Origin of the sequence: Rhizobium lentis (assembly GCF_017352135.1) — a bacterium.
Lineage (GTDB): Bacteria > Pseudomonadota > Alphaproteobacteria > Rhizobiales > Rhizobiaceae > Rhizobium > Rhizobium lentis.
Genome location: NZ_CP071454.1, coordinates 2,581,107 through 2,602,556, shown reverse-complemented (window position 1 = coordinate 2,602,556; position 21,450 = coordinate 2,581,107). Strand labels below are relative to the sequence as shown.

The following is a 21,450-nucleotide window of genomic DNA, read 5'->3' as shown; positions in this document are numbered from 1 at the left end:
GTGACCGATACCGTCAAACTCGTCAGCCTCGCCGTCGCCACCCCCGAACATGTCATCTTCCAGAAAGAGGCGGCCGAAGCCTCGGCGCGGCTGTTTGGCGATCGGTTCGAGGATTTCCGCCATCTTGCCCCCGTCTTCGACAGCGCCGGCATCAACAAGCGCCATGCGGCGCGGCCGCTTGCCTGGTTTGACGAGACGCATGGCTGGCAGGATCGCATGCAGGCCTACGCAGAGGTGGCGGGCGCCCTTTTTGTCGAGACGGCCACCTCGGCACTTCACCGGGCAGGTCTCAGCGCCGGCGATGTCGACTGTATCGTCACCGTCTCTTCCACCGGTTTTACCACGCCGAGCCTCGATGCGCAGCTGAGCCGCAGGATGGGCTTCAGGACAGATATCGAGCGCGTTCCGGTTTTCGGGCTCGGCTGTGCCGCCGGTGTCTCCGGCTTTGCGATCGCCGCGGGGTTGGCTCGCAGCCGGCCGGGCGCCGTCGTGCTTTTCGTCTCGATCGAGCTTTGCACTCTCGCCTTCCGACTGGATGAGCTGACGCGGCCGAACATCATTGCGACGGCGCTTTTCGGCGATGGCGCCGCCGCCTGCGTGCTGCGAACCGGTGGAGAGGGGCTGGCGAAGGTGGAATCGACCGGCGAACACCTCTTTCCCGACACACTCGATATCATGGGATGGAAGATCGACGATGGCGGTTTTGGCATCGTACTGGCGCAATCGTTGCCGCCCTTCGCCGAACGGGAGCTCGCCCCGGCGGTGACGGCCATTCTGGCGCGAAACGGGCTGAGACCGGAAGATATCGACCGCTTCATCTGCCATCCCGGCGGCATGAAGGTGCTGGCTGCGATGGAAAGCGCGCTTTCATTGACACCGGGTGCGCTCGATCACGAACGAGCCGTGCTTGCCGAATATGGCAACATGTCCTCGCCGACCGTGCTGTTCGTGCTGGAGCGGGCAATCCGCGCCGGGCTGCCGGAGCGGGCGGCGATGATCGCCATGGGGCCGGGTTTTTCCGCGAGCTGCGTGACGCTGCGGAGGGCGGCATGATGTGGCCGTCGATCGCGCTCCTGACGTTCGTGACGCTGCAGCGGCTGGGAGAGCTCGTCATCGCCCGGCGCAACACCGCCGCCCTTCTCGCCCGAGGCGGCCGGGAAGTCGCCCCGGAGCACTATCCCGTCATGGTGGCGTTGCATGCCGCCTGGATCATCGGCCTCTGGCTGCTGGCACCGGGCAGGCCGGTCCAGCTCTTCTGGTTCCTGGTTTTCATGGGACTGCAGGCGTTACGGCTCTGGGTGCTGGCGACACTGAAGGACCGCTGGACGACACGCATCGTCATCCTGCGGGGAGCGCCGCTCGTCAACTCCGGCCCCTATCGTTTCCTGCGGCATCCGAACTATGCGATCGTCATCGGCGAGGTCGCCACCCTTCCCCTCGCCTTCGGTCTGCCGGTCTACGCGGTCGTCTTTTCGCTTTTCAACGCCGCAATCCTGCATGTGCGCATCAAGGCCGAAAATGCCACACTGGAAAGCGCAATGATTTTGAAATGAATGCGATTTTTCGTTTGCGCCGCGGGATCGGCGGGGGCATTTTCAACCGATGACAAAGCGGAATGCAGGGGAATGACCAAGAACGCAATCGTGCTCGGCGCCGGTATCGTCGGGGTGTCAACGGCAATTCATCTTCAGCGGCGCGGCCGGCAGGTGACGCTGATCGATCGGAAGGATCCGGGCAGCGAAACCTCCTTCGGCAATGCCGGCCTGATCCAGCGCGAAGGCGTCGCGCCCTACGGCTTTCCCCAGCAACTCGGCCTGTTGCTGCGTTATGCACTCAACAACGAAATCGATGCCCATTATCATCTCAGTGCCTTGCCAAGCCAGCTCGCCTTTCTTGCCCGTTACTGGTGGAACTCGAATGCCCGGCGCCACGCGGTCATCACACGGGCCTATGCGCCGCTGATCGAAAACTCTGTTGCCGAGCACAAGGACCTGATCGAGGCCTCGCAGGCGCAGGCGCTGATCCGCAAGGACGGCTGGATTAAGATCTTCCGCACCGAGGCGACGCGCGACGAGGCGCTCGCCGAGGCCGCCCTTTGGCAGAGCGAATTCGGCGTGACCTATGACAGCCTGACGTCCGCCGATATCGCCCGTATCGAACCCGATATGACCGTCCGTTTCGCCGGCGGTATCCGCTGGCGCGATCCCTGGTCGGTGCTCGATCCGCATGCGCTGACAGCGGCCTATCGCGGCTATTTCGAGAGCCTCGGCGGCCGGTTCGTCACCGGTGACGCCGCTTCGCTCGGCCAGTTCGGCGCCGGCTGGAAGATCATGACCGGGGAAGGCCCACTCGAAGCGGACGATGCAGTCCTCGCGCTCGGGCCGTGGGCGGCCGTCGCGACGCGCCGGCTAGGCTATTCCTTTCCGCTCGGCGTCAAGCGCGGCTATCACATGCATTATGCCGCCAAGGGCAATGCCGTGCTCAACAACTGGGTGCTCGATGCCGAACGGGGTTATTTGCTGGCGCCGATGAACCGCGGCATTCGCCTGACGACGGGGGCGGAGTTCGCAACGCTCGACGCCCCGAAGACGCCGGTGCAGCTCGACCGGGCCGAAGCCGTGGCGCGCACGATCTTCCCCCTCGGAGGCAGGCTCGATCCCGAACCCTGGATGGGCGCGCGCCCGTGCACGCCCGACATGATGCCTGTCATCGGCAAAGCACCGCGCCATCAGGGCCTATGGTTTGCTTTCGGCCACGCCCATCACGGGCTGACGCTCGGGCCGGTGACCGGCCGCGTGCTTGCAGAACTCATCACCGGCGAGACGCCGTTCATCGACATCTCGGCCTATTCGCCGCAGCGATTCAAGCCGTAACGCCGAGGGTCGAGAGACCTCTGAGAGCCGTTGCAGCGATGCCGTCGATCGTGTCGTCGATATCGACGGTGACGACGCCCGCCTCACCGGTCGGCACCTCAAGCGTCGCCAACTGACTTTCAAGCAGCGAGACCGGCATGAAATGGCCCTTACGCTCGCCCATGCGCTTGGTCAGCAGCGCCTTGGAGCCTTCGAGGTAGACGAAGAACAGATTGCCGGCAGCAGCCCTCAGCCGGTCGCGATAGATGCGCTTCAGCGCCGAGCAGGAGACGATGATGCCCTCGCCTTTTTCCAGCGATCCCTGCATCCGTTCGCCGATAAGGTCGAGCCAGGGCATCCGATCCTCATCGGTCAGCGGAATGCCCTTCGACATTTTCTCGACATTGGAAGCCGGATGAAGCGCATCGCCTTCGACGAAGTCAAGGCGCAAGGCCTTGGCGAGCTTCTCGCCGACCGACGACTTGCCGCAGCCACTGACCCCCATGACGATGATCGCGTGGGGTCTGTTCATCCGCTGATCCGGCATGCTTCCTCCGAGCATCTAAGCTTTCGTCTACTCAATTCCCGACAAAATCGCTTCGCGCTTTGCCTGGGAAAACCGCTTCCTGGAATTGCTCAGGTTTCCCGCTCAGTCGAGCGGGAAATGACAGGCATATTGCTGTGCGCCTTCTCCACTTAATTCGGGAGAAACCTGACGACAATAGTCCTGCGCCTTCCAGCAGCGCGGATTGAAGTGGCAACCGGACGGCGGCTTCAGCGGCGACGGCAGTTCGCCTTGCAGGCGGATCCGGTTCTTGGCGCGTTCCGGGTCGGCGACGGGCGTCGCCGACAGCAGGGCTGCCGTATAGGGATGGCGCGGGCGGGCGAATACTTCGGCGGCGGGACCGGTTTCGATCGGGCGGCCGAGATACATCACCATCACCTCGTCGGCGATGTGATGGACGACGGAGAGGCCGTGCGAGATGAAGAGATAGGCAAGACCCATCTCCTTCTGCAGGTCCATCAACAGGTTCAGCACCTGCGCCTGGATCGACAGGTCGAGGGCCGAAACCGGTTCGTCGAGCACCAGCACCTTCGGCCGCAGCATCAGCGCGCGGGCAATGGCGATACGCTGGCGCTGGCCGCCGGAGAACATATGGGGGTAGCGGCCATGATGCTCCGGGCGCAGCCCGACACGGGCCATCATCTCCTCCACCTTGCGGCGGCGGGCACTGGCATCGAGATCGGTATTGATCTTCAGCGGCTCTTCCAGGATCGCACCGACCTTCTGGCGCGGGTTGAGCGAGCCGTAGGGATTCTGGAAGACGATCTGCACCTGGCTGCGCAGGCTGCGGTCGCCGATACGCGCGGGCTTGCCGTCGATCAGCAACTCGCCGGCCGTCGGATCCTCGATCATGGTGACCAGACGAGCGAGCGTCGACTTGCCACAGCCGGATTCGCCGACGACGGCAAGCGTCTTGCCGGAATGGAGGCTGAAGCTGACGCCGTTCAGCGCCTTGACGGTGGCGTCGCCTTTGAAAAGACCGCGGTTGACGGTGTAGAAACGGGCGAGGTCCCTGCCCTCGAGAACAGCGCTGGTCACACCAGGTCTCCTGCAGTTTCAACGCGCATGACACCGGGATGGCCCAGCGGCTTGCCGTCCTTCAATGGATAGTTGCACAGCGCCCGCCCGAGTTCAGGCCCCTGACGTACGACGCCGCGCTCGCATTCGACCGTGGCATAGCCGCAGCGCGGCGCGAACAGACAGCCCGTCGGACGGCCGTGCTGGCCGGGAACGACGCCGGCAATCGAGGGAAGCCGCTGGCCGACTTGGGCGCGTTCCGGCAAGGCGGCAAGCAGGGCCGCCGTATAGGGATGGTGCGGATCACGGAACAGCGCCTTGACCGGCTGCTCCTCGACCTTCTGGCCGGCATATTGCACCTGTACGCGCTCGGCGGTTTCGGCGACGACGCCCATGTCGTGAGTGATCAGCACCAGCGCCATGCCCTGCTCCTTCTGCAGGCGCACGAGCAGATCGAGGATCTGCGCCTGGATCGTCACGTCGAGCGCGGTCGTCGGCTCGTCAGCGATGAGAAGCTTCGGGTTGCAGGCGAGCGCCATGGCTATCATGACACGCTGGCTCATGCCGCCCGACATCTGATGCGGGAAGTTCGAAAGGCGGTCTTCCGGCGCCGGAATGCCGACGAGCCTCAAGAGTTCGATCGAGCGTTCGCGGCGCTCTTTGCGGTTGAGACCCATATGGACGCGCAGCGTCTCGCCCAGCTGGAAGCCGACAGTGAAGCACGGATTCAGGCTCGACATCGGCTCCTGGAAGATCATCGCCATGTCCTTGCCGACGATCCGGCGGCGCTGGCGTCCTGAGATGCCGCGCAGATCCTGGCCGTCGAACTGCATGCGGTCGGCGGTGATCCTGGCGGTCCAGGGCAGCAGGCCCATCAGGGCCAGCATGGCAACGGATTTTCCCGAACCGGATTCGCCGACGACCGAGAGGATCTCGCCCTTGTCGCACGTCAGCGATACGCCGTCGACGGCGCGGAAAAGTCCGGATGACGTCTGGAATTCGACCGTCAGGTTTTCGATTTCGAGGAGCGGCATCACGACCTCTTCAGTTTGGGGTCAAGCGCATCGCGCAGGCCGTCGCCCATCAGGTTGATGGCAAGAACGGTGATGAGGATGGCAAGACCCGGGAAAGTCACGACCCACCACGCACGCGAGATGAATTCACGGGACTCGGCGAGCATGGTGCCCCATTCGGGTGTCGGCGGCTGGGCGCCCATGCCTAGAAAGCCTAGGGCGGCAGCGTCTAGGATCGCTGCGGAGAACGCGAGCGTCGCCTGAACGATCAACGGCCCGAGACAGTTCGGCAGGATTGTTTTGAACATCAAGCGGAGCGTGCCGGCACCGGCGACGCGCGAGGCGATCACATATTCCTTCTCACGCTCTGAGATGACCGATGCGCGGGTCAGCCGCACGAAATGCGGCTGGTTGACCAGCGAAATCGCGATCATCGCATTAGTAAGGCCAGGACCGAGCACCGCCACCAGCACGAGCGCGAGCAGCAGCGACGGGAAGGCGAGGATGATATCCATCAGGCGCATGATGGCGGTATCGATCTTGCCGCGGAAATAGCCGGCGACGAGGCCGATCAGGACACCGCATATGACCGAAAGCGTCACGACGACGACGCCGATGAAGAGCGAGAATCGCGCGCCGTAGATCAGCCGCGAGAGAATATCGCGGCCGACGGCATCCGTTCCGAGCGGAAAGGAGGCGTGGCCTCCCTCCATCCACGACGGCACGGCGAGCAGCACCTCTCGATTCTGCTCGTTCGGCGCATGCGGAGCAAAGACCGGTGCGAAGATCGCAACGACCAGGATCACGACGAAGACAACGAGGCCGATGACGGCGCCCTTGTTGCGGGAGAAATAATGCCAGAATTCCGCAAGAGCGGATGGCTGACCGGTTTTGACGGTGACAGTGCTCATGGACCGCTCCTAGTGACGAATGCGCGGATTGATGAAGCCGTAGAGGACGTCAACAATCAGGTTGACCAGCATGATGACGCCGGCGATCAGCAGAAGACCGCCCTGCACCACCGCGTAATCGCGCTTGAACACCGAATCGACCATCCACTTGCCGATGCCCGGCCAGGAGAAGATCGTCTCGGTGAGGATGGCGCCGGCAAGGAGAACGCCGATCTGCAAGCCGATCGTGGTGATGACGGGGATCATCGCGTTGCGCAGCGCATGCACGCCGACGACGCGCAGCGGCTTCAGGCCCTTGGAGCGCGCCGTGCGGACATAGTCCTCACCAAGAACCTCGAGCATGGCCGAGCGCGTTTGGCGGGCGATGACGGCGAGCGGGATCGTGGCCAGTACGATCGTCGGCAGAATGAGATAGCTGACGGCCGAGGCGAAGGCGCCCTTCTGGCCGGACAGCAAGCTGTCGATCAGCATAAAACCGGTAACCGGCTTGAAGAAATACATCAGCGAGATGCGGCCGGAAACCGGTGTCCAGCCGAGATAGCCGGAGAAGAAGATGATCAGCAGCAGGCCCCACCAGAAAATCGGCATGGAATAGCCGATTAGGGCAACACCCATTACGCTCTGATCGAACCACGTGCCTCGCTTGACGGCGGCAAAGACGCCGGCGGGCACGCCAAGACAGACGGCGAGGATGATGGCGCAGAAGGAAAGTTCCAACGTCGCCGGAAACAGCGTTAGGAATTCGCCGAGGACGGGCCGCTTGGTGACGATCGAGGTGCCGAGATCGCCCTGCAGGACTTTTCCGAGATAGTCGAAATACTGCACATACATGGGCCGGTCGAAACCGAGATCGTGCATAATTTGGGCGTGCCGCTCCGGCGCCATGACGCGTTCGCCCGAGAGCAGCATGACGGGATCTCCGGGCAGCAGGCGGATGAACGAGAAGGCAATCAGGGAAACGCCGAGAAATGTCGGGATCAGCACCGCAAGGCGGCCGATGAAAAAACGCAACATGGCAGATGTCCAATAGTTTCCGGCGGTCAGGAAGGTCCTGACCGCCGGCTGCGCCCAGCTCTGCCGGGCATTTTTACATTATTCTTGTTATTCGGATACGTCGACGCCGTCGAAACGGTGGATGCCGAGCGGGTCCATATGGAAGCCAGAGACCTTCTTGCTCATCGGAACGAAGACGAGCGAGTGGTCGAGGGTTGCCCAGGGAGCTTCCTTCTTGAAGATCAGCTGCGCCTGCTCATAGGCCTTGGTGCGCTCGCCGACATCGGCGGTGAGCTTGGCCTTGGTCATCAGGTCGTCATATTCCTTGTTGCACCACTGGGCGCGGTTGTTGCCGCCGACGGCATCGCAGCCGAGCAGCGTATCCATGAAGTTATCGGGATCGCCGTTGTCGCCGGTCCAGCCGAGAATGACGGCGCCGTCGCGCTTCACGTCGGAGGAGAGCTTCAGGTACTCGGCCCATTCATGCGTGACGATCTCGACCTTGACCCCGACCTTGGCGAAGTCGGCCTGGATCAGTTCGGCGGCACGGCGCGCGTTCAACATGTAGGGACGCGAAACCGGCATCGCCCAGACCTTCATGCTGAGATCCTTGACGCCGGCGTCGGCAAGAGCCTTCTTGGCGGCATCCGGATCGTACTTGTCGTCCTCGACAGCATCGTTATAGGACCACATGGTCGGCGGGATCGGGTTCTTGGCAACGGTGGCCGCCCCCTGGAAGACGGCGTCGACGATCGCCTGCTTGTTGATTGCCATATTGAGCGCGCGGCGCACTTCCGGCTTGTCGAACGGCGCCATCTGCGTGTTGTAGGCGAGGTAGCTGACGTTGAGACCAGGCTGCTCCAGAACCGTCAGATTTTCATCCTTCTTCAGTTCGGCAACGTCGGCGGCATTCGGATAGGGGATCAGGTGGCATTCGCCGGCCTTCAGCTTCTGGGCACGGACGGCGGCATCAGAGGTGATGGCGAAAACCAGATCGTCGATCTTTTCCTTGCCCTTGAAATAGGTTTCGTTCGCCTTGTAGCGGATGACGGCATCCGGCTGATAGGCGACGAAGGTGAAGGGGCCGGTGCCGAGCGGCTGCTGGTTCAGCTGCGCCATCTTGCCGTCGGCCGCGAGCTTGTCGGCATATTCCTTGGAGACGATCGAGGCGAAATCCATGGCGAGGTCGGCCAAGAACGGCGCTTCGGGATGGTTGAGCGTGAACTTGACCGTGAGGTCATCGACCTTCTCGACTGACTTGATCAGTTCCGGGAAGCCCATGCCAGCCGCATATTCGTAGGAGCCGCCCTCGACATACTTGTTCCAGGGATTGTCGGATTTCAGCTGGCGCTCGAAGGAGAACACGACGTCGTCGGCGTTGAAATCGCGCGTCGGCGTGAAGAAGTCGGTGGTCTGGAACTTGACGCCGGGATGAAGCTTGAAGGTGTATTCCTTGCCGTCGGCCGAAACGCTCCAGCTGTCGGCCAGGCCGGGCTCGATCTCGGTGCCGCCATGCTTGAATTCGACGAGACGGCTATAGACCGTGCGCGACGAGGCGTCGAAAGTCGTGCCTGCCGTATAGAGGCTCGGGTCGAAACCTTCCGGCGAACCCTCGGAGCAATAAACAAGGGTCTTGGACCAGGCCGACGTCGCCATGACCGAAATCAGGGCCGTCGCTGCCAGCATGACAGAGATCTTTTTCATAATATTGTTTCCCGGTTGTTCTTTTTTGATGTCTGGAGACCGCAGATAGGCATCCCGATCGACGGTCGATGGAACGACATTTATCTACTGAAAGCAACGGGCTACGGAGAAAATTTTTCCAGCTGGACAATTTTAGAAATTTTTGGTCAAAAATCAGCCTCATTTGGAAATATTCGGACAAAAATCAGCGGGATTTCGTCGCATTTTGGATTATTGCGCCCTTTTAGCTGCGCATAATGGCCATTCCGCACATCCACGAGCCCGCAGAGACGGCACAAACAAAAACCGCGACTGCCGAGGCAACCGCGGTTTTACAGGTCTGTCCTGCTCTTTGATTCAGGCGGCGGGAGCGACGACCGCGGGCTTGCGGTATTCGTGCTCGCCAGTAATTCCGAGAAGGAAATTGATCTGCGGACGCGCCTTGACGAGATCGTCGATTGTATATTCCGACAGCACGGCGAAGAAGGCGTTGAGCGCCTTGCGCAGCGCCGAATTCAGTCCGCAGCTGTCGACCAGCGGGCATTCGACCATGCCGTCATCCTCGAAACATTCGGCCATGGCGAAACTGTCTTCCGTAACCCGAACAACGTCGAAGAGCGTGATCTCGGCCGCCGGCTTGCCCAAGCGCACACCGCCATTGCGGCCGCGCACTGTCTCCACCAGCCCCGCCTTGTTCAGCGGCTGGAGAATCTTGAAAAGAAAGAGTTCGGAAACACCATAGGCCTTGGCGATCTCCGGGATCCGGCTCAGCTGCCCTTCGTTGGCAGCACAATACATCAACATGCGAACCGCATAGTTGGTCTGCTTCGTCAACCGCATGCCAATCTCCTGACTCGTGCCCTGTTCAGACCTATATAGGCGGTTTGGTAGTTTTGAACAATTCCAAAATATGAAATTCGCATTCAGCTTATGAGGCGATTTGCCGCGACGTCGATCCTGGTGTGCGATCTTGTGTTTGTAGTCCGAAATGCGCTTCCAACGCTCAAATGAAACGGGGGCCGAAAGGCCCTCGAATTGCAGATCGATCTGTCGTGCAGATTATTTCATTGTCGGCATGACGAATTCGGCGCCGCTCTTGATGCCGGAGGGCCAGCGGGCGGTGACGGTCTTGGTCTTCGTCCAGAACTTGATCGAATCCGTGCCGTGCTGGTTGAGGTCGCCGAAGCTCGATGCCTTCCAGCCGCCGAAGGAGTGATAGGCAAGCGGAACCGGGATCGGAACGTTGATGCCGATCATGCCGATATTGACGCGCGAGGCGAAGTCGCGGGCGGCGTCGCCGTCACGGGTGAAGATCGCGACGCCATTGCCGTACTCGTGCTTCATCGGCAGCGACAGCGCTTCCTCGTAGTTCTGGGCGCGAACGACGGAAAGGACAGGCCCGAAGATCTCGGTCTTGTAGATGTCCATCTCGGGCGTGACATGATCGAACAGGCAGCCGCCGACAAAATAGCCGTCTTCATAGCCCTGGAGCTTGAAGTCGCGGCCGTCGACGACGAGCTTGGCGCCCTCTTCGATGCCGCGGTCGATCAGGCCGCGAACACGGTTATAGGCGTCCTTGGTAACGAGCGGACCCATGTCGGCCTTGTCGTCGGTGTAAGGGCCGATGCGCAGCGATTCGATCTTCGGCGTCAGCTTCTCGACGAGGCGGTTGGCGGTCTCCTCGCCGACCGGAACTGCAACCGAAATCGCCATGCAGCGTTCGCCGGCCGAACCGTAGCCTGCGCCCATCAGCGCGTTGACGGCCTGGTCCATATCGGCATCGGGCATGATGATCATGTGGTTCTTGGCGCCGCCGAAGCACTGGGCGCGCTTGCCGTTCATCGCCGCAGTGCCGTAGACGTAGCGGGCGATCGGCGTCGAGCCGACGAAGGAGACGGCGCCGATATCTGGATCGGTGAGGATGGCATCGACCGCACCCTTGTCGCCGTTGACGACGTTGAGGATGCCGGCCGGCAGTCCGGCCTCGATCATCAGTTCGGCGAGGCGGATCGGCAGGGAGGGATCACGCTCGGAGGGCTTCAGGATAAAGGCGTTGCCGCAGGCGATCGCCGGCGCGAACATCCACATCGGGATCATGCCGGGGAAGTTGAAGGGCGTGATGCCGGCGCCGATGCCGACCGGCTGGCGGAGCGAATACATGTCGATTGCCGGACCCGCACCCTCGGTGAATTCGCCCTTGGCGAGATGCGGGATGCCGCAGACGAATTCGCAGACTTCGAGGCCGCGAATGACATCGCCCTTGGCGTCCTCGATCGTCTTGCCGTGCTCCTTGGAGAGCATTTCGGCAAGCTCGTCCATGTGCTTGTTCAGGAGTTCGACGAACTTGAAGAAGACGCGGGCGCGGCGCTGCGGATTGGTGGCACCCCATTTCGGCTGCGCGGCCTTGGCGTTCTCGACGGCGGCGCGCAGTTCCTCGACGCTTGCGAGCGCGACCGTCGCCTGCACTTCGCCGGTTGCCGGATTGTAAACATTGCTCACGCGGCCGCTGGTGCCGGCAACATGCTTGCCGCCGATGAAATGACCGATCTCACGCATGGGATGCTCCTCCTGTTTTTGGGATGACCCACAATCGCACTTCAATTTGCACAAATCAATGCGCTGAGATAAGCAACCGTTGTGCGTATATTATAGTCCGGTCGCAGGTGCTGCTGCTTTAAAAATTGGCTCCACATGCGAACAAGTCAAATCCAATGTGAGGTACACCGATGAGCCCGATACCTGTCGTGCGAATGGCGGAACTGGAGATCGCTCCGGAGACGCTTGAAAGCTATTGCGCGCTGCTTACCGAAGAAATCGAGGCCGCGGTCGCGCTGGAAGAGGGCGTTCTTTCGCTCAGCGCCGTCTCCCTCAGGGACAATCCAAACCGGATCCGCATTCTCGAAGTCTACGCAAGCCAGAAGGCCTATGAAGCGCATCTGCGCACGCCGCATTTTCTAAAATACAAGAGCGCGACAGAAGGCATGGTGCGATCGCTCGCGCCTATCGACGTCGACCCAATCATCATGCGTGCCAAGTCATGAACTGGGACGATGTTCGCATTTTCCTCGCCGTCGCCCGCACCGGGCAGATCCTTGCCGCTTCGAAGCGATTGGGGCTCAACCACGCCACACTCTCACGACGGCTGACATCGCTCGAAGAAGCACTGAAGACGCGGCTTTTCATCCGCCGCACGAATGGCTGCGAACTGACGGCCGAAGGAGGGGTCTTCCTGCACGCCGCCGAGCGGATGGAAACCGAAATGCTCGCCGCGCAGGCCAATCTCGGCCACACCGACACGGCCATTGCCGGGACGGTGCGCATCGGGGCGCCTGATGGATTCGGCGTCTCCTTTCTGGCGCCGCGCATGGGCGGATTGATCGAACGCCACCCGGAGCTGAAGATCCAGCTGGTGCCAGTGCCGCGCTCCTTCTCGCTGTCGCAGCGCGAGGCGGATATTGCGATTACGCTGGAACGTCCCGGACAGGGCCGACTCGTCTCGTCGAAGCTCACCGACTATACGCTCGGCCTTTATGCCTCGCGCGACTATATCGCCTCCCACGGCATACCCCGCGATGTCGAGGCGCTGAAGGCGCATCCGCGCATCGGTTATGTCGAGGACCTGATCTTCACCGCATCGCTGAATTTCTCCGGCGAGGTGATGCGAAGTTGGGATGCGAGCTTCGAGATCTCGACGGCGATCGGCCAGACGGAGGCGGTCCGATCCGGCGCCGGCATTGGCATCCTGCACGATTACATCGCCCGGCAGTATCCGGAGCTCCAGCGCATCCTGCCTGATATTTCGATCCGCCGCGCCTACTGGACGACCTATCACGAAACCGCGCGCGACCTCGTGCGCGTGCGCAGTGTCGTCGACTTCCTGCAGGAACTCGTCAGCGCCGAGCGGCAGATCTTCCTATAAGTTCGGACGTGCTTGGCCGGCTCGTCATTCTCATCGGGATTGGGAACCGGCGCTTCGTCGGGAAGCCGGTCCGGTTCCGGTTCGGTGATCGGCGGCACCGGCTTCCAGCCGGGCGCCGGCATCGGCGGCTGATCGGGAATGGGTTCGTTGGGCACGGACATGACCGTCTCCCTTTCATGTTGCGATGTTCGTCGGGGTTATTTGTCCGACTTCAGCGTCTCGGCAGCGCGCATCGGCATGCTGTCGATGATGGCGAAGAGCTCGCCATTGGTGATCGGCTCGCTGACCTTGAGCTTGACGGTGCCGTCCTTGCCGAGCAGGAAGGCCGCGAATTCACCGGTCTCTGGCGCGTGGAGATCGCGGCGGATCACTTCGCCGTCGAGGCCATCGGCAGCGCCGAAAAGCGCCCGCACCTTGCCGCCCGAGACCTTCAGCACCACCATACCGCGCTCATCGAGCGCACTGCGGTCGGCCAGCAGCTGGTTTTCCTGGCGCGCCGCGCGGGCACTGTCCCTGTCGGCGAAAAGAATGAAGACACGGCTCTTCCACTGGAAAGCGGCCAGGCTTTCGATGGGCGCATAGGCACTGTTTGTCTCATCGATCTTGGTCGCGCCGTAGAGAAGCGTTTTCGACATGCGTATTCTCCCGTCAGCTTGAAGAACGGTGAGGGATGGCATGGGTTCCATCTAATCGACAGTATACTGGTTTTCGTTCCTGCACTTGGAGATAGCACGCCGCACTTTTGCGCGACATGCTCCAACCTCGCTGCAGTGCCTGCCGTTGATCGAAAGAGCTGCGCCCGCAACAACGTCCGTCAATATCGGCCGGAATTGCTTCACGCCGCTATCCGTCAGTGCCTTCCCGCCAAACAAGATGCCGAGAGGTCCACGCAAAGATTACGCAAAGAAGAAGTCCCACGAATGCAGGCTTGAAAGAGCAACATTCGTAAGCGTTATGCTGTTGTCGGCATCGGCTCTGATGATTGTATCATTCCCGGACTGCTCAGTTGCCGCAAAAAGCGATTCCCAGTCGTCGAAAATGCTGTCATCGATCGAGATCAGGTCACTTGCGGAGCCGGTTGTCACGAAGTTTGTGATCGTATCGTGGCCCCAGTTCGACCAATAAATGAAGACGTCGGCTGCCGCTCCACCAGTAAGGGTATCGTTGCCGGCGCCACCCGTTAGCGAATTAGTACCACTGCCGCCGACGATAATGTTGTCCAGCGCGTTCCCTGTTCCGACGACAAACGTCCCAGTTCCGATAAAGCTCAGGTTCTCGACATTGGCGGCAAGCGTATAGATCGCCAGCGTCGTGCGAACCGTGTCGGTCCCGGCGTCGGCGGCTTCGGTGACGATGTCGCCGGCATCGTCAACGATGTAGGTGTCGTTGCCCGCACCACCGATCAAGGTGTCCGCACCTAGCCCGCCATTCAGCGTGTCGTTGCCGGCGCCGCCGGTGATCGTGTTGGCCAGCGCGTTGCCGGTGCCGCTGAAGTTGGCGGATCCGGTATAGGTCAGGTTCTCGACATTGTTGCCGAGCGTATAGCTGGCAAGCGCCGTCTGGACCGTGTCCGTTCCCTCGTTGGCAGTCTCGATCACGATATCAGTCGCAATGTCGACCACATAGATGTCGTCGCCAATCCCGCCCAGCATCGTGTCGGAACCAGCCCCGCCGATCAGCGTGTCGTCGCCCGCAGCGCCTATAAGCTTGTCGGCGGCAACACCACCTGTGATGACGTTGTCGAGCAGATTCCCTGCCCCGGTAAAGGCTGTCGTTCCGATGTAGGTGAGGTTCTCGACATTGGCCGCCAGTGTGTGGACGGCCAAGGTCGTGCGAACCGTGTCGGTCCCTGCATTGGCCGCTTCGGTGACGACGTCGCCGGCATTGTCGACGATGTAGGTGTCGTTGCCGGTCCCGCCGATCAGCGTGTCGGCCCCACCCCCGCCATTCAGCGTATCGTTGCCGACGCCGCCGGAAAGCGTATCGGCGGCAGCGCCACCCGTGATCACGTTGTCGAGATCATTGCCTGTTCCGACAAAGGCTACCGTGTTGATGTAGGTGAGGTTCTCGACATCGCTGCCAAGCGTGTAGTTCGCCAATGTCGTGCGAACCGTATCGGTTCCCTCGTCGGCAGCTTCGGTGACGAGGTCACCGGCATGGTCGACGATATAGGTGTCGTTGCCCTCACCGCCGATCAGGGTATCGGCACCTGCCCCGCCATTCAGCGTGTCATTGAAGGCGCCGCCGGTGATCGTGTTGGCGAGCGCATTGCCGGTGCCGCTGAAGCTGGCGGAGCCTGTAAAGAGCAGGTTCTCGACATTGTTGCCAAGCGTATAGCTGGCAAGCGCCGTCTGGACCGTGTCCGTCCCTTCATTCACATTCTCGATCACCAGGTCGGTCGCAATATCGACCACATAGATGTCGTCGCCAATCCCGCCCGACAGCGTGTCGGAACCGGCCCCGCCGATCAATGTGTCGTTGCCGGCGCCGCCGGAAAGCGTGTCATTGCCGATGCCGCCGTCAAGCGTGTCATTGCCGGCGTCGCCGGTGATCGTGTTGACAAGCGCATTGCCGGTGCCGCTGAAGCTGCCGGATCCCGTATATTGCAGGTTCTCGACATTGTTGCCGAGCGTATAGCTGACAAGCGCCGTCTTGATCAGATCGGTTCCTGCGTTCAGCCCTTCGGTGACCATGTCGCCAACGTCATCGACAATATAGGTGTCGTTGCCCGCACCACCGATCAAGCTGTCCGCACCGGCCTTTCCATCCAGGGTATCGGCGCCTGCCCCGCCCAGAATGGTGTTGTCGAGATCATTGCCTGTTCCAACAAAGGTCGCCGTTCCGATATAGGTGAGGTTCTCGACATCGGCCCCAAGCGTATAGCTTGCCAGCGTCGTGCGAACCGCGTCAGTTCCCTCGTCGGCAGCTTCGGTGACGCTGTCGCCGGCATTGTCGACAATGTAAGTGTCGTCGCCCGCACCACCGATCAAGCTGTCCAAACCAGCCCCGCCATTCAGCGTGTCATTGCCGGCGTCGCCGGAAAGCGTATCGGCGACAGCGCCACCCGTGATCATGTTGTCGAGATTGTTGCCCGTGCCTGCAAACGTCCCAGTTCCGATAAAGCTCAGGTTCTCGACATTGGCGGCAAGCGTATAGATCGCCAGCGTCGTGCGAACCGTGTCGGTCCCGGCGTCGGCGGCTTCGGTGACGATGTCGCCGGCATCGTCAACGATGTAGGTGTCGTTGCCCGCACCACCGATCAAGGTGTCCGCACCTAGCCCGCCATTCAGCGTGTCGTTGCCGGCGCCGCCGGTGATCGTGTTGGCCAGCGCGTTGCCGGTGCCGCTGAAGTTGGCGGATCCGGTATAGGTCAGGTTCTCGACATTGTTGCCGAGCGTATAGCTGGCAAGCGCCGTCTGGACCGTGTCCGTTCCCTCGTTGGCAGTCTCGATCACGATATCAGTCGCAATGTCGACCACATAGATGTCGTCGCCAATCCCGCCCAGCATCGTGTCGGAACCAGCCCCGCCGATCAGCGTGTCGTCGCCCGCAGCGCCTATAAGCTTGTCGGCGGCAACACCACCTGTGATGACGTTGTCGAGCAGATTCCCTGCCCCGGTAAAGGCTGTCGTTCCGATGTAGGTGAGGTTCTCGACATTGGCCGCCAGTGTGTGGACGGCCAAGGTCGTGCGAACCGTGTCGGTCCCTGCATTGGCCGCTTCGGTGACGACGTCGCCGGCATTGTCGACGATGTAGGTGTCGTTGCCGGTCCCGCCGATCAGCGTGTCGGCCCCACCCCCGCCATTCAGCGTATCGTTGCCGACGCCGCCGGAAAGCGTATCGGCGGCAGCGCCACCCGTGATCACGTTGTCGAGATCATTGCCTGTTCCGACAAAGGCTACCGTGTTGATGTAGGTGAGGTTCTCGACATCGCTGCCAAGCGTGTAGTTCGCCAATGTCGTGCGAACCGTATCGGTTCCCTCGTCGGCAGCTTCGGTGACGAGGTCACCGGCATGGTCGACGATATAGGTGTCGTTGCCCTCACCGCCGATCAGGGTATCGGCACCTGCCCCGCCATTCAGCGTGTCATTGAAGGCGCCGCCGGTGATCGTGTTGGCGAGCGCATTGCCGGTGCCGCTGAAGCTGGCGGAGCCTGTAAAGAGCAGGTTCTCGACATTGTTGCCAAGCGTATAGCTGGCAAGCGCCGTCTGGACCGTGTCCGTCCCTTCATTCACATTCTCGATCACCAGGTCGGTCGCAATATCGACCACATAGATGTCGTCGCCAATCCCGCCCGACAGCGTGTCGGAACCGGCCCCGCCGATCAATGTGTCGTTGCCGGCGCCGCCGGAAAGCGTGTCATTGCCGATGCCGCCGTCAAGCGTGTCATTGCCGGCGTCGCCGGTGATCGTGTTGACAAGCGCATTGCCGGTGCCGCTGAAGCTGCCGGATCCCGTATATTGCAGGTTCTCGACATTGTTGCCGAGCGTATAGCTGACAAGCGCCGTCTTGATCAGATCGGTTCCTGCGTTCAGCCCTTCGGTGACCATGTCGCCAACGTCATCGACAATATAGGTGTCGTTGCCCGCACCACCGATCAAGCTGTCCGCACCGGCCTTTCCATCCAGGGTATCGGCGCCTGCCCCGCCCAGAATGGTGTTGTCGAGATCATTGCCTGTTCCAACAAAGGTCGCCGTTCCGATATAGGTGAGGTTCTCGACATCGGCCCCAAGCGTATAGCTTGCCAGCGTCGTGCGAACCGCGTCAGTTCCCTCGTCGGCAGCTTCGGTGACGCTGTCGCCGGCATTGTCGACAATGTAAGTGTCGTCGCCCGCACCACCGATCAAGCTGTCCAAACCGGCCCCGCCATTCAGCGTGTCATTGCCGACACCGGTGGTGATCGTATTGGCCAGCGCATTGCCCGTGCCAGTGAAGTTGACAGATCCCGTATAGCTGAGGTTCTCCACATTGACCAATGCGGCGATTGAGTAGGTCGTCAGGGACGTCCGGATCTCATCGGTGCCGCCACTGGCTGCCTCGACGACGCTGTCGGAAACGTTGTCGACGAGATAGACGTCGTTGCCGGCGCCACCGATCAGCGTGTCGGCGCCAGCCCAGCCGTCCAGCGTGTCGTTGCCTGCGCCGCTGGTGATCATGTTGGCGAGACTGTTTCCAGTCCCGCTAAAGTCGCCGGTGCCGATAAAGGTCAGGTTTTCGACATTGTTATTGGTCAACTCAAAGACGTAAAGCGCCGTCTTGATCAGATCGGTGCCTTGATTGGCGGCTTCGATGACGGAATCCGCCAATTCATCGACGATGTAGGTGTCGTTGCCCGCTCCGCCGATCAAGCTGTCCGCGCCGGCCTTGCCGTCCAGCGTGTCGGCGCCTGCACCACCCGTGATAGTGTTGGCGAGATCGTTACCGGTACCAGCGAAATCTCCTGTGCCGGCAAAGGCCAGGTTCTCGGCATTGCTGCCAAGCGTATAGCTCGCCAGGTTCGCGCGAACCGTATCGCTCCCCGCGTTGGCCGCTTCGGTGACAAGGTCGCCGGCATTGTCGACGATGTAGATGTCATCGCCAGCCCCACCGATCAACGTGTCGGCGCCGGCTCCGCCATTCAGCAGATCATTGCCGGAACCGCTGGTGATCATGTTGGCCTGCGCACTGCCGGTGCCGGTGAAATTGGCGGATCCCAAGTAAATCAGGTTCTCGACATTGTTGCTGAGCGTGTAGCTTGAAAACGCGGTCCGGACGGTGTCCGTCCCCTTATTCGCACTCTCCAACACAAAATCGAAGCTATCGTCGACAATATAGGTGTCGTTGCCGGCACCGCCGATCAGCCTGTCATTGCCGGCGTCGCCGTCAAGGGTGTCGTTGCCGGCACCGCCGGTGATCGTGTTGGCGAGACCGTTTCCGGTCCCGCTAAAATTGCCGGTGCCGGTGAAGGTCAGATTTTCGACATTGGCGATATTGCTCAAGGCAAAGGAAGAAAGCGCCGTCCTGATCAGATCGACCCCTTGATTCAGCGCCTCAGTGACCACGTCCGCCAGATCATCGACAATGTAGGTGTCGTTGCCTACTCCGCCGATCAATGTGTCATTGCCGGCACCGCCGGAAAGCGAATCATTTCCAGCATTGCCCCAGAGGGTATTGTCCGCCTCGTTGCCTATAATAGAATCGTTGCCGGAGCCGGCCTGAACGTTCTCGATCAATGATGCAACATTGCCGTGATAAAGAAGGGCGTTGAAAATGTTGCCGCGGGCATAGCCATTGTTCGGGCCTCCTCCCAGGTCGGCCAGCTGGCCCTGGGAAAAAACAGAGTGCCCCCCTGCTCGCAAATCGATTTTGAGGCCTGTCGCGTAGGCACTCAGGTCGTAGGTGTCGACACCACCGCCATCCCAGATTGTTGCGAAGATCCTGTTGGCAGCGGGCGTGATGGCCGCGACCCCGTTGACATAGGTGATGCCTTGGTTCGGATTCCACTTGTAGAGCGTATCGCCACTGTTCGTGGTGTAGTCGGCGCCATACATTTCCTGTAGGGCGGCGATGTCGAGCATCATGAAGGTTTGTGGCGCGCCATCGTGCTCATACGTGTACCCACTCCCATTGTCGCCGATGTATGAGCGGTAGGTCATGATCGTGTATTCGAGCGAATCGTACGCGCTCGGAACGACTATTCCGTATTCGTGAGCATGCTTCAGTCCGAGAGCGTGACCCAGTTCGTGCGCCAAGGTGTGACCTGCATAGTTACCGAACCTCGGAAAGCGAAGATCATTTTCGGTGCCGGCATATCCCGTCCCGAACCAGACATCACCACCCGGCCCGCCGCTCCCTGGATAATAGGCCCACGCTGTCTCGAGATCGGGATGCGACGATTGAGCGAACCGGACCTTTGCGGTTCTGGCACTTCCGGCCTCAAAGTTGGCGTTCGTGAATCCCTCGACGGAGAAGCCGTCATTTGCCGCACTCCCATAGGACTGCTCCATAAAGTACAAGGCGAGAGACTGCTGCTGGGACGAGATCGGCGAAAAGGAATAGTTTTTCTCGCCATTATAGTCATACGATGACGAAGTCGTGGGGAACGCATAGGTGATCGCTCCGCTCCAGGCGAAGTCGTGCAAGAGCCCGTCTACCTTCTGATCCCCAGTCGGGCTGACGTAGGTCGGCCAATTCGTAGAGTCCGTCATAAAATCCCCGTTTGCCTATTCCATCCGGCCGAGCCTATTGCCGAATTCCCTCTGCTCCACCTGAGTGAGAAATTCAACTAAAAGCTTCATTTCTATTCGAGAAGTTTTTTGATCTTGGCGACCAGCCCTTATGAAGGCGCTTTCTCCCCAATCTCTAAAAAAGGCTAGAAGACATATTCTAGGATCCTGCGCTCCGCCCGTCGCAAGTGCTTGCATAACGGCACTTAAATTGGAGTTACGGTCATCTGCTGAAATTTAGTAAAGAATCCAGGTTCATCGAAAACGACGCCCCGATTGTTTCGGCGCCGCCGAACGTTGCATCCGCCTCTCTTTGCCGCGAGGGGCTCGCGTTCGAATCCTCCGCAACTCTGGTTGAGTGGGCGGATCGTTCCAAGTGGGGATTGTCCCAATTGCGGACCTCATGCTGCTACGTACCGCACATGTAGCTTACCTGGCGGCAGGTCGCCATACGGGCTGGTTGTAATTCCCAGATATGCGATTTACTGTGGCAAATACACAGCAAATTTGCCGTCGAAAACGCAGGAACTCACATCTGCAGCGACAATTTCGTTTGAAATGACGTTGGCTAAACGACTTGCTCAAAAAGCGAGCTGATGTGGAGAGATGGTACGGTTGAGTGGGGTCGAACCACTGACCTCAGGTGCCACAAACCTGCGCTCTAACCAACTGAGCTACAACCGCATAAAAATCACGCTTGGCGCCGCGCGACGGGGGTCACATACGAGGACTTGGCGATGAATTCAAGTCCAATTTCCTCGTCAATATACAAAAAGGCTGGACGCGAGGTCCAGCCCTTTGTTTCCGATCGGTAAAAACCGATTACGCGACCTTGAAGGAAGCCATGGCCTTTTCGGCGGCTTCCTTGGAAGGCTTTGCGAGCTTTTCGGCCACCTGCTTGGTGGTTTCCTGGATCGACTTCGCCTGCTCGACGGTGAGTTCAGCCTGCTTGCGGATGAAGGCGGTCTGCAACTCGACGAATTCGGCGACGGACTTGACGCCGAGCAGTGCTTCCATGTGCGAAAGCGAGGTTTCGGCGTTGACGCGCAGGACGTCGATCGCCTTCAGGCCGATCTCGACGGTGCCGGCCTGTGCCGTCTGGACGGTGGCTTCGAGCGTCTTGCCGGCTTCCTCGCCAGCGGTCTTCAGCTTGGCATAGGCCTCCTTCGACTGCTGTGCGCCCTTTTCGGCGAATTCGCGGAAGGATTCAGCCAGCTTGGACGGGTCGAAAGAAGCGATTGAAAAAACGTCATCGGTCTTTATGGTAGCCATGGGTCGCATTCCTTTGGGCT

General features: G+C 60.6%; 16 protein-coding genes and 1 tRNA gene. 5 read left to right on the top strand and 12 right to left on the bottom strand.

The window, feature by feature from the left end; translation table 11 throughout:
• The 3 genes from J0663_RS12495 (at position 1) to J0663_RS12485 (ending at position 2,873) form a co-directional block, all read left to right on the top strand.
• Complete coding sequence (locus J0663_RS12495; protein ID WP_207240646.1) at positions 1 to 1,053, top strand: type III polyketide synthase; 1,053 nt, start codon at positions 1 to 3, stop codon at positions 1,051 to 1,053.
• The gene (locus J0663_RS12490) at positions 1,050 to 1,553 is read left to right on the top strand and encodes an isoprenylcysteine carboxyl methyltransferase family protein (protein WP_207240645.1); all 504 of its coding nucleotides are present in this window, start codon (positions 1,050 to 1,052) and stop codon (positions 1,551 to 1,553) included. Before J0663_RS12495 ends, J0663_RS12490 begins: the two co-directional genes overlap by 4 nt.
• A 72-nt stretch (positions 1,554 to 1,625) precedes the next feature.
• Positions 1,626 to 2,873 carry an NAD(P)/FAD-dependent oxidoreductase gene (locus J0663_RS12485; protein WP_207240644.1) on the top strand — a complete coding sequence of 416 codons (1,248 nt, stop codon included), beginning with the start codon at positions 1,626 to 1,628 and terminating at the stop codon, positions 2,871 to 2,873.
• Here the strand turns inward: J0663_RS12485 and J0663_RS12480 are convergent.
• The 8 genes from J0663_RS12480 to J0663_RS12445 all read right to left on the bottom strand — a co-directional run bounded on the left by J0663_RS12480 (position 2,863) and on the right by J0663_RS12445 (position 11,590).
• Positions 2,863 to 3,399 carry a gluconokinase gene (locus tag J0663_RS12480; protein WP_207240643.1) on the bottom strand — a complete coding sequence of 179 codons (537 nt, stop codon included), beginning with the start codon at positions 3,397 to 3,399 and terminating at the stop codon, positions 2,863 to 2,865. The genes J0663_RS12485 and J0663_RS12480 overlap by 11 nt on opposite strands.
• 102 nt (positions 3,400 to 3,501) lie before the next feature.
• Positions 3,502 to 4,455 carry a peptide ABC transporter ATP-binding protein gene (locus J0663_RS12475; RefSeq protein ID WP_207240642.1) on the bottom strand — a complete coding sequence of 318 codons (954 nt, stop codon included), beginning with the start codon at positions 4,453 to 4,455 and terminating at the stop codon, positions 3,502 to 3,504.
• Positions 4,452 to 5,468, bottom strand: a complete 1,017-nt coding sequence (locus J0663_RS12470) for an ABC transporter ATP-binding protein (protein WP_207240641.1) — start codon at positions 5,466 to 5,468, stop codon at positions 4,452 to 4,454. The genes J0663_RS12475 and J0663_RS12470 overlap by 4 nt, the downstream gene beginning before the upstream one ends.
• On the bottom strand, positions 5,468 to 6,358 hold the full coding sequence (locus tag J0663_RS12465) for an ABC transporter permease subunit (RefSeq protein ID WP_207240640.1): 891 nt from the start codon (positions 6,356 to 6,358) through the stop codon (positions 5,468 to 5,470). Before J0663_RS12465 ends, J0663_RS12470 begins: the two co-directional genes overlap by 1 nt.
• Positions 6,359 to 6,367: 9 nt before the next feature.
• Complete coding sequence (locus J0663_RS12460; protein ID WP_207240639.1) at positions 6,368 to 7,372, bottom strand: ABC transporter permease subunit; 1,005 nt, start codon at positions 7,370 to 7,372, stop codon at positions 6,368 to 6,370.
• Positions 7,373 to 7,459: 87 nt separating this feature from the next.
• Positions 7,460 to 9,055: an ABC transporter substrate-binding protein gene (locus J0663_RS12455; RefSeq protein WP_207240638.1), complete on the bottom strand. Its 1,596-nt coding sequence runs from the start codon at positions 9,053 to 9,055 to the stop codon at positions 7,460 to 7,462.
• A 336-nt stretch (positions 9,056 to 9,391) separates the two neighbouring features.
• Complete coding sequence (rirA, locus tag J0663_RS12450) at positions 9,392 to 9,874, bottom strand: iron-responsive transcriptional regulator RirA (RefSeq protein ID WP_207240637.1); 483 nt, start codon at positions 9,872 to 9,874, stop codon at positions 9,392 to 9,394.
• 219 nt (positions 9,875 to 10,093) lie between these two features.
• Entirely contained in the window at positions 10,094 to 11,590 is a 1,497-nt protein-coding gene (locus J0663_RS12445; RefSeq protein WP_207240636.1) for a CoA-acylating methylmalonate-semialdehyde dehydrogenase, read from the bottom strand.
• A 170-nt stretch (positions 11,591 to 11,760) separates the two neighbouring features.
• On the opposite strand from J0663_RS12445, the gene J0663_RS12440 reads away from it, so the two are divergent.
• Positions 11,761 to 12,075, top strand: coding sequence for a putative quinol monooxygenase (locus J0663_RS12440; protein ID WP_207240635.1), 315 nt, complete (start codon positions 11,761 to 11,763; stop codon positions 12,073 to 12,075).
• Positions 12,072 to 12,953, top strand: coding sequence for a LysR family transcriptional regulator (locus J0663_RS12435; RefSeq protein ID WP_207240634.1), 882 nt, complete (start codon positions 12,072 to 12,074; stop codon positions 12,951 to 12,953). Before J0663_RS12440 ends, J0663_RS12435 begins: the two co-directional genes overlap by 4 nt.
• Before the next feature lie 197 nt (positions 12,954 to 13,150).
• Here the strand turns inward: J0663_RS12435 and J0663_RS12430 are convergent, their stop codons facing one another.
• The 4 genes from J0663_RS12430 to J0663_RS12415 all read right to left on the bottom strand — a co-directional run bounded on the left by J0663_RS12430 (position 13,151) and on the right by J0663_RS12415 (position 21,430).
• The gene (locus tag J0663_RS12430) at positions 13,151 to 13,588 is read right to left on the bottom strand and encodes a DUF4174 domain-containing protein (RefSeq protein WP_207240633.1); all 438 of its coding nucleotides are present in this window, start codon (positions 13,586 to 13,588) and stop codon (positions 13,151 to 13,153) included.
• A 261-nt stretch (positions 13,589 to 13,849) separates the two neighbouring features.
• Positions 13,850 to 20,140, bottom strand: coding sequence for a M10 family metallopeptidase C-terminal domain-containing protein (locus J0663_RS12425; protein ID WP_207240632.1), 6,291 nt, complete (start codon positions 20,138 to 20,140; stop codon positions 13,850 to 13,852).
• Positions 20,141 to 20,765: 625 nt separating this feature from the next.
• Positions 20,766 to 20,842 (bottom strand) — tRNA-His (locus tag J0663_RS12420).
• A gap of 138 nt (positions 20,843 to 20,980) precedes the next feature.
• A complete protein-coding gene (locus J0663_RS12415) occupies positions 20,981 to 21,430 on the bottom strand; it encodes a phasin (RefSeq protein WP_207240631.1) in 450 nt (149 codons plus the stop codon).
• Positions 21,431 to 21,450 lie beyond the last annotated feature (20 nt).